General features: G+C 63.4%; 5 protein-coding genes. All 5 read left to right on the forward strand.

What is annotated here, in order from left to right:
- Positions 1–108 precede the first annotated feature (108 nt).
- The 5 genes from X744_RS167800 (at position 109) to X744_RS167780 (ending at position 12,443) form a co-directional block, all read left to right on the forward strand.
- Positions 109–2,037: an autotransporter assembly complex family protein gene (locus tag X744_RS167800; protein WP_023756928.1), complete on the forward strand. Its 1,929-nt coding sequence runs from the start codon at positions 109–111 to the stop codon at positions 2,035–2,037.
- A gap of 2 nt (positions 2,038–2,039) precedes the next feature.
- On the forward strand, positions 2,040–8,093 hold the full coding sequence (locus tag X744_RS167795; protein ID WP_023756929.1) for a translocation/assembly module TamB domain-containing protein: 6,054 nt from the start codon (positions 2,040–2,042) through the stop codon (positions 8,091–8,093).
- 266 nt (positions 8,094–8,359) lie between these two features.
- The gene (locus X744_RS167790) at positions 8,360–10,012 is read left to right on the forward strand and encodes an ABC transporter substrate-binding protein (protein ID WP_023756930.1); all 1,653 of its coding nucleotides are present in this window, start codon (positions 8,360–8,362) and stop codon (positions 10,010–10,012) included.
- Positions 10,013–10,238: 226 nt separating this feature from the next.
- Positions 10,239–11,273 (forward strand): ABC transporter permease, encoded by a 1,035-nt coding sequence (locus tag X744_RS167785; protein WP_023756931.1) that lies wholly within the window; start codon positions 10,239–10,241, stop codon positions 11,271–11,273.
- A 12-nt stretch (positions 11,274–11,285) separates the two neighbouring features.
- Positions 11,286–12,443 (forward strand): ABC transporter permease, encoded by a 1,158-nt coding sequence (locus X744_RS167780; protein WP_023756932.1) that lies wholly within the window; start codon positions 11,286–11,288, stop codon positions 12,441–12,443.
- Positions 12,444–12,460: the final 17 nt, after the last annotated feature.

Consider the following 12,460-nt stretch of genomic DNA (forward strand, 5'->3'; position numbering starts at 1 on the left):
AAGGTGTGAATTCCAAGCCCGTCCTATTTCAGACAATTGGATTGTGGCCCCTTTACGAGCGCTTCAGAACTTCATTCCAATTTTAGTTTTATAACCTAGGTTGTCTTAATGCCGGCGCATGAAGAGCAGATATCAGGAGGTCGCGCGCCAGGGCGTGTGCTTCCGCGCGCCCTGCTTATAGCCGTGATATGCTCGGCGGCGCTGGTTCCCGAATCAAGGCCGGCGGCTGCGTTCGAGCTTTTCGGCATCAAGTTGTGGGGGTCGTCCAGCGACGAGGATGCCGACATCGTCAACCCGCTGCGCTATGCCGTCACAATCAATGCCCCCGACGCCGACAAGGATCTCGTCAAGAAGCTCGAAAACGCCTCGACGCTGAAAAGTGACGAGGAGCGTCCGGTTTCCGGCTCGCTCGGGCTGATGGCCAAGGCGCGCAGCGATCGCGAACAGCTTGTCGCCGCGCTCTATGCCGATGCCCGCTACGAAGGCGTGGTCACCGTTACCATCGACGGCAAGCCGCTCGATGATTTGCCGCCCGACGCCGAGTTCAAGGGGCCGCAGCCGGTCCCGGTGGTCATCGATATCGCCAGCGGGCCGAAATTCACCCTGGGCAATATCCGGCTGCAAGGTGACGCGGCGGGGCTGATGAGCGCCGATTATGGCCTGATATCAGGCGGCGACGCCGGGTCCGGCGCCGTGCTCAAGGCCGAGGCACTGATCGTGCGGACGCTGAAAGAGCAAGGCAGGCCGCTGGCCAAGGTGACGAACCGGCAAATCGTCGCCGACCATGCCACTTCGACGCTGGACGTGACGCTGACGGTCGCTGCCGGGCCGGTCGCCGGCTACGGAGCGACCACGGTGGAAGGCACCGAGAAGGTCGACCGCGACTTCACCGAATACATGACGGGCCTCAAGCGCGGCCGGCAATATTCGCCGCAAGAGATCGACGATGCGCGCGACCGGCTGCTGGCGCTCGAAGTCTTCAACAGCGTGACGTTCAAGGAAGCCGACACGCTCGACGCCGACGGCAACATTCCAATCGGCGTCCAGGTCAGCGAGCGCAAGCCGCGCTATTTTGGCGTCGGCGGCAGCTTCTCCAACACCGAGGGGCTGGGCCTGGAAGGCTATTGGGGCCACCGCAACCTGTTCGGCCGGGCCGAGAAGCTGCGCATCGATGGTAAGATCAGCGGCATCGGCAGCAACGATCTTGGCGAACTCAACTACAATGCCGGTATCATGTTCGAGAAGCCGGGCGTGATCGGGCCGGCATCGAAGTTCATCGCCAGCGTCAAGACCGTGCTCGAACATCCTGATGCCTATGACCATTTCTCGGTCAAGGGCAGCACCGGCCTGTCCTACGAACTGACCAAGAACCAGACGGTTTCAGCTGAGTTGGCGCTCGACTATTCCCGCATCCACGACGCTTTCGGCAAGCACAAATACCTGATCGCCAGCATTCCGTTGCAATATGTCTATGACAACAGGGACAACCGGCTGAACCCGACCAGCGGCTTCCGGGTGCTGGCTTATGCCGAGCCGAGCTACGACATTTTGAGCGGCGCGGCTTTCCTCAAGCTGAAGGGCGAGGGATCGGCCTATCAGTCGCTGGATTCGGCTTCGAAGTTCGTGCTGGCCGAACGTGTCGCCACCGGTTCGATCGTCGGTACCAGCCTAGAACACGTGCCGGCCGACCGGCGCTTCTACTCCGGCGGCGGTGGTTCGGTGCGCGGCTATGCCTATCAGGGCATCGGCCCGAAGGATTTCACCGGCCAGCCGATCGGCGGCCTGTCGTTCTTCGAGACTTCGGTCGAAATGCGCATCGCCATCACCGACACGATCGGCATCGTGCCGTTTGTCGATGCCGGCACCGTGTCGACCAAACCGTTGCCCGATTTCTCCGACGTCAAGGTCGGCGCCGGCGTCGGCTTGCGCTATGTGACGCCGTTCGGGCCGCTGCGCATCGACGCGGCCTTGCCGCTCAACCGCGATCCGAGCGACCCGCATTTCGGCATCTATGCCGGCATCGGACAGGCGTTTTGACGATGAAGACGGTCTGGCGCATCCTCCGCATTGTCCTTTACACGCTGCTGATCGTGGTTGCGGGGGCGATCGGCGCACTGGTCGTGCTGACCGAGACCGAGCGCGGCCGCGACAATCTCGCCGGCATCATCTCGCGCCTGGCTTCGAGCGACGATCGCAAGATCACTGTCAGCGGCATCGACGGCATCTGGTCCGGGGCCCTAAGCGTCGACCATGTCGTGCTGGAGGATCGCGAGGGCGCCTGGCTGGTGGCGCGCAAAGTGGCCGTCGATTGGTCGCCGCTGGCGCTGCTGTCGAAAAATTTCAGCGCCGACCGCATCGCCGCCGAACGCATAGAACTCGCCCGGTTGCCTATGGCCAGCACGCAGCCAGCGCCGAGCGGCGGCACGACGACGCTGCCGGTTTCGCTCGACATCAAGCAGATCGATCTGCCCGAGATCGCGCTCGGCCAGGATCTGGCCGGCAGCGGCATCGCCGAACTCGCCGCCAAGGGGATGCTCAAGGCCGACGCCGCGCCGCTGGCGATCGAGACAACGATCAACGTCGCCCGTCATGACGGAAAGCAAGGCAATGTCGATGCCAAAATCCACTTTGCGCCGGCAGACAACAGGCTCGACCTCGATCTCAAGGCCTCAGAGCCGGCAGGCGGCATCATCGCCAATCTGCTCAAATTGCCCGACGCGCCGCCGGTCGACATAATCGTCTCCGGCACGGGACCGCTCGCCAACTGGAACGGCATCGGCACGTTCTCAGTCGACGGCAGGATCGTCACTCAGCTGACAGGCCGACACCAGTCGACCGACAAGGGCAGCCATGTCGAAGCCGAGGGCGACGGGGACTTCGCTAGCTTCCTGCCGGAGAATTTGAAGCCACTGTTTGCTGGCAAGACCAGCTTCGATGTCGCGGGCACCGCCACATCAGCCGGCGGCGTCAGTGTCGACCGTGCCAATATCGACAGCGATGCGGTGCATGGCACCGCCACCGGCATCATCGATCCTGCCGGCGCAAGCGATCTCTCGGTCGAACTCGCCGCCAAGGGCCCGCCGGTCGTCATCAGCGTCGGCAGCAAGGCGCAGCCGATCACGCTGGCGATCAACAATGCCACCGCCCGCGCGTTCGGGGACGGCAAGGCGCCGATCATCGACATCGGCGCCTCCTTCGTTTCGATCATAGCCGGTGGTACGCGACTGGACGATCTGGCGGCGCAGATCCATTCCGACGGTTTCGACATCCAGAACCGCGCCGGCCCGGTCGCCGTCAAGCTGGAGGCAGGTGGTCTCAAAACCGACGTGGCGACGCTGGCGCCCTTGGTCACCGGCAAGGTCGGCGTCGACCTCGCCGGATCGGTCAGCAAGGATGCCATTGCCATTGACCAGGGCACATTGCGCTCGGACGCGCTCAACGCCTCGCTGACGGCGACGGTGGCGCTTGCCGATCTGTCGATGCAGCTCAAGATGAACGCCGATGCCGTCGCGACCGCCCTTCCGCCTCAGATCGCCTCTGTGCTCGGCGCCCGGGTGAAATTCTCGGCCAGCGCGACTCGCGATCCGCAGGGCTCCTTCGCTGCCAACGCGATCGAATTCACGTCCGGGTCGCTCAGCGCCACTGGCACCGCCAGCTTGCAAGGCACCGATATCCAGGCCGACATCAAGGGCAAACTGGGCAATGTTTCCGTGCTGTCGCCAACGGTCGGCGTGCCGGTTGCCGGCGGCATCGATTTCGCGCTGACGGCAAGCGGCGCCATGACGGCCCCGGACTTCACGGTCTCCGCCGACAGCGACAGCCTGACGGCCTCGGGCCGCACGGTGAAGAGCATCAAGCTGACGGCGAGCGGCAAGGCCGACATTGAGAACCCTGCCGCCAACGTCTCGCTGACCGGTTCCGTCAACGACCAGCCGCTCGACCTCAAGGCGGCACTGGTGACCAGCGAAGGCAAGCGGTCGATCAATGGCTTCCTGGTCTCGCTTGGCGACAACGAGATCTCGGGCGACCTCGCGCTGGACGACAAATTCATGCCGCTCGGCACGCTGACGCTCGCGGCACCCGCCATCGACCAGCTGGCCGCACTTGCCGGCCAGGCGGTGACGGGCGACGTCGATGGCACCATCCGCTTTGCCAAGGAGGGTGACGCGCCTTCCGTCGCAATCGATGCGAAGAGCACGTCGATCGCACGTGGCGAGGTGACGGCCAAGACGATCACCGTCAATGCGCTGATCGCCAATTATCTCAAGGCGCCGGCGATCGCCGGTTCGATCAAGGCCGACAGCGTCACCTCCGGAACCACCGAAATCGGCGGCATCGCCGTCGATCTGAAGCGCGACGGCGACTGGACCAATTTTACCGGCGGCGCCACCATATCGGGCATTCCGGCAACCGCTGCCGGCCGGGTGAAGATCGCCGACGGCACGACAAGCGTCGAGATCGCCTCGGGCGAAGCCACGGTTCGCGGCATCAAGGCGGCAATCTCTCAAGCCTCTACGCTAAGCATTGCAAACGGCACGACCACCATCGAGAAATTGGCGCTCGATGTCGGTGGCGGTTCGGTGACGCTGTCGGGCACCGCCGGCCAGACACTCGACCTCGCGGCGCAATTTTCGGCGCTGCCGGCAGCACTGGCCAATGATTTTTCGCCCGGTCTCGATGCGGCGGGGACGCTCGGCGGCACGGCGCAGGTGAGCGGATCGCCGGCAGCTCCTGACGTCCGTTTCAACGCGCAGCTGGCTGGCGTCGAAACCAGCCAGACTCGCCAGGCCGGGCTCGGGCCGCTCGCTGTCGATGCCGCCGGCAGCTACACGACGGCCGGCGGTGTTTTGCTCGACCATGCGACGCTGACCGGCGACAAGATTTCCGGCCAGGCGACCGGCACCCTCAATCCGAACGGCGCCAGCGATTTTGCTATCGACCTCAATTCGACCGGTTCGAGCCTGCCGCTGACGCTGGGCAGCGCTGAAAGCCCGATCAAGCTCGAGCTGCAGGCGCTTTCGGTGAAGGCAGCGGGGCAGGGCGCGCAGCCCCGGCTCGACATTTCGGCGAGGGTGTCTTCGGTTGCTACGAAGCTGGCAAAGGTCGAAGGCATCGCGGTCGCCCTGCATTCCGATGCCTTTGACTTGAAGACCCGCACAGGGCCGATCTCCGGCACGGTATCGGCGGAAAAGATCGGTCTCGACAATGCGACCGTTGCGCCGCTCATCGCCGGCAAGGTCACGGCCAAGGTTGTCGGCAGGCTGGCTGCGGATGCAGTCACCATCGACAGCGGCTCGGTGACGAGCGATGCGCTGAACAGTGGCTTCACCGGTCGGGTATCGCTGGCCGACGGCGCCATCGACCTCAATTTGAAAGCCGATGCCGCCTCGACGGCGCTGCCGGCGGCGGTGCGCGGCATGCTTGCCGAACGCGCTGAACTGAGCGCTGCGCTGAAGCGCGATGCGTCGGGCAATGTCAATGTCGATGGATTGCAGCTGGCCTCGGGCGCGCTGACTGCGCAAGGGCATGCCAGCCTTGCCGAGAACAAACTCGCCGCCGACATCAAGGGTGCGCTGAGCGACATCTCGCTGCTATCGAAAGATGCCAAGGGCGCCATCGTCTTCGCGTTGAATGCTCAGGGGCCGGCCGCCGCGCCGGATCTGTCGCTGACGGTCGACAGCGACAGGCTGCTGGTGGCATCGCGCGAGATCACCGGCCTGAAGCTGACCGCCACGGCGAAGGCCGATGCCGCCAACCCGGCGGCAAATGTGCAACTGACCGGCAATGTCACCGGCCAGGCGCTGCAAGGCAGTGCGGTTCTGGCGACGGCTGACGGCAAGAGCGCCATCAACGGCCTGCTGCTGTCGCTCGGCAAGAACAGGATTTCCGGCGATCTGGCGCTGGATGACAAGTTCGTGCCGGTCGGCACGATTGCGCTCGACCTTCCCGATATCGGCCCGCTGGCGGCACTGGCGCTGGAGAAGGCGGAAGGCGACGTGCGCGGCACGATTGCTTTCTCGAAGAATGGCGGCGCTCCGCAGGTCGCGATCAAGGCGGCGACCGCGTCGATCAGGCGGGGCGACCTTCAGGCGAAAGCTGTCTCTATCGATGCGCTGGTCGCCAACTATCTGGCCGTACCCGTCATCTCCGGAAAAATCCGCGCCGACACCGTCACGTCAGGGGGCACCGTGATCAGCGGCATCGATGTCGACTTGAAACGCGACGGTGACTGGACCGGCTTTTCCGGCGGCGCGACCGCCAAGGGCATTCCGGCGCGGGCCGCTGGCCGCGTGAAAGTGGCCAACGGCACGACGACCATCGAGCTTGCGTCCGGCCAGGCAACGGTCCAGGGCATCAAGACCGCCATCGCCCAGGCCTCGACCGTCAGCATTGCCAATGGCACGACGACGCTGGACCGGCTGGTGCTCAACCTTGGCGGCGGCACAGCGACGGTGACCGGCAAGATCGGCACGGCGCTCGACATCAACGCGACGCTGGCGCGGGTGCCGATGTCGCTTGCGAACAGTTTCTCGGCGGGCCTCGACGCCGCCGGCTCGATTTCGGGCACGGTGAAGGTGACGGGTGCGCCGGCGAGCCCTGCGGTCGCCTTCAACATCGACGCGGCGGGTGTGCAGACATCGCAGACCCGAGGCGCTGGTGTCGGGGCGGTGAGTGTTTCCTCGTCCGGCACCTTTGCCGCCAACAAGCTGGCCTTCAACGCCAATGTGAGTGATGGCGCCGGCCTTGGCCTCAAGGGCGGCGGCACCGTGACGACCGCTGGCACGCCGGCGTTGGTGCTCGATTTCAATGGCGCCGTGCCGTTCGGCCTGCTCAGCCAGAAGCTCGCCGCGCAAGGCTTGTCGCTGTCTGGAACCGCCAATGTGAATTTGCAGGTGCGCGGTGCGGCTTCAGCGCCTGTCATTGGCGGTAGCGTCAGCACCTCCGGCGCGCGTCTTGTGGATGCGCGCTCGGGCCTCGCCGTCAACGATCTCGCCGCCGATATCTCGATTGCCGGCGGCATCGCCAGGATCAACCGGCTGACCGGGACGCTGTCGACGCGCGGCAGTCTGTCGGCCAGCGGCACGGTCGGCATCAACCCGGCGCAGGGTTTCCCGGCCGACCTGTCGATCAAGCTGGTCGACGGCCGCTATACGGACGGACGGGTCGTGACCGCCAATCTCGGCGGCGACCTGACGATCAAGGGACCGCTGACGTCAGCCCCGGTGATTGCCGGCACCATCAATCTCGCCAAGACGGTGATCACGGTTCCGGACAAATTGCCGGGCTCGCTGGCGGCGCTCGACGTCAAGCACAAAAACGCGCCTGGTGCTGTACGGGCGCAGGACAAGGCGCTGCGGCCGCCGACGACCAGCGGCAAGGGCGGCGGCACTGGCCTCACCCTCGATGTCACGGTCAATGCGCCGAACCAGATCTTCATCCAGGGCAGGGGCGTCGATGCCGAATTCGGCGGCTCGCTCAGGCTGACCGGCCCGGCCTCGTCGCCGCAAGCGATCGGCACCTTCACCTTGCAGCGCGGCCGGCTGTCGATCCTCGGCAAGCGGCTGACCTTCACCGAAGGCACGGTTGGCTTCTCCGGCTCGCTGGTACCCTATCTCAACCTGGCGGCGACAACGACGACGAGCAGCGCCACCGTCACCATTCTGGTGTCGGGCGAGGCGACAAATCCGAAATTCATCTTCTCCTCGGTGCCGGCGCTGCCCGAGGACGAGGTGCTGGCGCAATTGATCTTCGGCCGCTCGATGTCAAACCTGTCGCCGCTGCAGATCGCCCAGCTCGCCGAAGCGGCAGGGCAACTGGCCGGGGTTGGCGGCTCGACGTCGCTGCTGGAAAACCTGCGTAGCGCCATCGGCGTCGACGATCTGGACGTCACGACGGACGAGCAGGGCGGCACGGCGGTTTCGGCCGGCAAATACCTCAACGACCGCACCTATGTGACGATCCAGAAGGGTGACAAGCCAGGCTCGGGCAAGGCGACGGTCGATCTCAATGTCGGGCGCGGGGTCAAGCTGCGCGGCGAGGCCAACGACGCCGGTGAAGCCAAGGGCGGCATCTTTTACGAGAGGGAATACTGATACTTCGTCGGAGCTTTTGGCCTTAGGTCGGTTCAAGGCCGGCGCCGTCCGGGCCCGCGTAAATGTCTCAGTTTAATCGACTATCGAGATTCCAGAGGAATCCGTCACGCAGTAGCAATTTTGCGCCAAGACTGTCGTTATCACGCGAACCGCTTCTTTGCCAAAGTTGCACATTCCCTAACATGTTCCCAATCCATGCCGTCTTTGACATCATGGCCCGGATGCGGAATGTTAAAAGGCGGAAAGCCAACAATGGGAGTTAAGTCATGACGATTTATAAAAGTAATGGCGATCGCGTTCCGGATCACATCCTGGCCATGGCCGAAGACGCCAAGGCAGGCAAGGTGGATCGCCGCGAATTCCTGGCCATGGCCAGCGTCTTCGGTGCGTCGACGGCAATGGCTTACGGCTTGCTCGGCCTCGCCGACCCGACTCCGGCGAAGGCCGAAGAGGTAAAAGGCAAGAAGGGCGGCACGCTCAAGATCGCCCAGTGGATCAAGGATCCCAAGGACCCGCGCAAAGCCGACTGGTCGGAAATTGCCAATGCCGAGCGCCAGGCGCTCGAGCCGCTGGTCAAGTATACATCCGAATACACGTTCCGCCCCTACCTGCTGGAGAGCTGGGACGTCAACGACGACGCCACGCAGTACACGCTGCATGTGCGCAAGGGCGTCACCTGGTCGAATGGCGACCCCTTCACTGCCGCCGACGTCGTCTTCAATCTGAAGCGTTGGGCCGACAAGAAAGCCGAAGGCAATTCGATGCCCGGCCGTCTCGGCTCGCTGGTCAAGGATGACAAGCTCGACGAGAGCGCCGTCACCATGCCTGACGACCACACGGTCGTACTCAAGCTCGGCAAGCCTGACATCGCGCTCATTCCCAACATGTGCGACTATCCCGGCCTGATCGTCCACAAGAGCTTCGACGAGAAGGGCGGCGACTTCAAGGCCTGCCCGATCGGCACCGGTCCGTTCGAACTCGTCTCCTACGATGTCGGCCAGAAAGTGGTCTACAAGCGCCGCACCGACGACAAGTGGTGGGACGGCGAAGTGTTCCTCGATGGCCTGGAATTCATCGACTACGGCACCGATCCGGCCGCCATGGTCAGCGCTTTCGAAGCTGGCGAGGTGCACACCAATTTCGAGACCTCGGCCGACTATGTGTCGATTCTCGACGGCATGGATCTGGTCAAGTCGGAAATCGTTACGGCATCGACCATCGTCTGCCGCTCCAACGTCAACAACAAGCCCTATGGCGAACAGAAGGTGCGCAACGCGCTGCAGCTTGCGGTCGACAACAATGTCGTCCTGCAGCTCGGCTACGGCAATGCCGGCTCGGTGGCCGAAAACCACCATGTGTGCTCGATCCATCCGGAATATTACGAGCTGCCCAAGGTGGCCCGCGATCCGGCCAAGGCAAAGGCGCTGATGGCGGAAGCCGGCCAGGCGGACTTCGAACACGAGCTGATCACCGTCGACGAGGACTGGCACAAGAACACCGGCGATGCGATCGCCGCCCAGTTGCGCGAAGCTGGCATCAAGGTGAAGCGCACCGTTCTGCCGGGCTCGACGTTCTGGAACGACTGGACGAAGTATCCGCTGTCGATGACCAACTGGAACATGCGCCCGCTCGGCGTCCAGGTCCTGGCCATCGCCTATCGCACCGGCGAGGCCTGGAATGAGACGGCGTGGTCGAATCCCGACTGGGATGCCAAGCTCAATGCGGCGCTCGCCGTTGCCGACGCCGCCAAGCGCAAGGAAATGATGAAGGATATCGAGCAGATCCTGCAGGATTCAGGCATCATCATCCAGCCGTACTGGCGCAAGCTGTACAGCCACTCGGTCAAGGCGGTGCAGAACTACAAGATGCACCCGACCTTCGAGCGCGACTACGGCAAGGTCTGGCTCGAACAGGCTTGATTGCGCCGACAAGGGGAAGGGGCGTCGCCCCTTTCCCTCGCTCTTTGCATCGTCTGCCCCTGTGGGTCCGCGCTTCTCAAAAAAGTTGCGGGACTCCAGGCCAAGGTCATGCAACAAAAACAAAGTTGATCGCATCCGAAGGCCTGTTTGACAGCCAGCCCCGCCGGTCACGGCAGGGTTGGCTTTCATAGCCGGCTCAAACCCCAACCCATCGGCAGGGGCAGCCATGCTTTCTTTCGTTATCAGGCGTCTTGGCACCATGGCATTGACGATGCTGTGCCTGACCATGGTTGTCTTCTTCCTGATTAACCTCGAACCCAATCTGAAGAAGCTGGCGATCAGCCAGACCGAAATGCATACGTCGGCCGAGCAGCTTGAGAATTGGCTGGTCAATCATGGCTACCGGCAGAACTTCTTCGTCCGTTATGGCCAGTGGCTGGGCGTCGTGCCCAAGCAACCGGTGACGGACCCTGCGACCGGAAAGCCGGCGCAGCGGTTCTCCTTCTGCAACGATCCGGTCGTGCCAACCTTCGCTGGCGTCCTCGAAGGCGATTTCGGCTGCTCGACCAAGTTCAAGGCATCGGTCGCCTCGAAATTGTTTCCGGCGCTCGGCGCCACCGGTATCCTGATGTTCTGGGTGCTGGCGGTGATGGTGCCGATCTCGCTGCTGATCGGCATTCTGGCCGGCATGCGTGAGGGCTCGCGAACCGACCGCGTGCTTTCGGTCGCCTCGATCGCTTCGACGGCGACGCCTGAATATGTATCGGGCGTCATCTTTACCGTCATCTTCGCCTCGTGGCTTGGCTTGCTGAATGGCTCGGCCGCTTCGGCGAGCCAGGGCATCACCTTCTACAATTTCACGTTGCCGGTGATGACGCTGGCGATCTACGGCATCGGCTACATCGCCCGCATGACGCGCGCTTCGATGGTCGAGGTGATGACGCAGCAATATATCCGCACCGCCCGATTGAAGGGTCTCTCCTTCGGCAGCGTGGTGATCAAACACGCGTTGCGCAACGCGCTGATCGCGCCCTTCACAGTCATCATGCTGCAGTTTCCCTGGCTGCTCACAGGCGTCGTCATCGTCGAGGTGATGTTCCGCTACCAGGGCTTCGGCTATACGCTGGTCGAGGCAGCCGGCAACAACGATATCGACCTGTTGCTCGGCTGCTCGTTGGTTTCGGTGTTCATCGTCTTGATCACGCAGCTCATTTCCGATGTCGGCTACGCGTTTCTCAATCCGCGTATCAGAGTTCAGTAGGGAGCGAAGCGGATGCCGGTACAATATATCAGTGGCTTCACCGTCGTTCTCGAAGTGCTGTCGCGCTTCTGGCCGGTCTGGATCGCGCTCGTCATCGTCATGGGCGCGAGCTACGCCTACAAGAAGAAGCTGGCGCTCTACGGCCAGTTGTTCGATAGCGGCGTCGGCGTCGTCGGCGTCGGCATCTGCCTGTTCTGGCTGTTCACGGCGATCTTCGCCGCAACGATCTCACCGTTCGATCCGCTGGCCCAGGTCCCCATCATGAAGGATGTGCTACCGGGCGCCATCGAACCGCAATCGGGACTTTCCTATCTGTTCGGCGGCGACAAGCTGGCGCGCGACGTGTTCTCGCGCATGGTCTTTGGCAGCCAGATCGTGCTGATCATCGCGCCTGCCGCAACCGGCTTCGCGCTGATGGTCGGCATCACGCTCGGCCTGCCGGCCGGCTATTACGGCGGCAAGATCGACACGGTGCTGTCGTTCCTGGCCAATTTGGTGCTCGCCTTCCCGGTCATCCTGCTGTTCTACCTGCTGGTGACGCCGGGCATCATGGATACGCCGATCCCCTATGCGATGGCCGGCGTGTTCTTCCTTTTTCCGATCATCTTCTTCAGCGTGCTGTTCTGGACGCGCTACAAGAACCGGCCCGACCGGCTCTACATCCTGCTCGGCATCACCTTGATCGTCGGCGGCTGGATCTATCTCGGCCTTGTGTTCGACAAGGACCCGCTGCGGATCGTGCACATCGATCCCAACCAGCTCAACATCTTCGTGGCGGTGGTGTTCGCCTCCAGCCCCGGCGTGTTCCGCATCGTGCGCGGCCTGGTGATGGACATCAAGACACGCGACTATGTGGCAGCGGCGCAGACACGCGGTGAGTCGCCCTGGTACATCATGCTTTGGGAGATCCTGCCCAATGCGCGCGGGCCGCTGATCGTTGATGCCTGCCTACGTATCGGCTACACCACCATCCTACTCGGCACGCTCGGCTATTTCGGCCTTGGCCTGGCGCCGGAAAGCCCGGACTGGGGCACCGCGATCAAGGACGCCAGCCGGCTGCTGCGTTCCTTCGTCCACCCGGCGCTGCCGCCGACGATCGCGCTGATGTCGTTCGTGCTGGGCTTGAACCTGCTCGCTGACTCGCTGCGCGAACAATCGATGAAAGACTGATCTGCGGGTCTCGACCC

This window comes from Mesorhizobium sp. LNHC252B00 (assembly GCF_000502955.1).
Classification (GTDB): Bacteria; Pseudomonadota; Alphaproteobacteria; order Rhizobiales; family Rhizobiaceae; genus Mesorhizobium.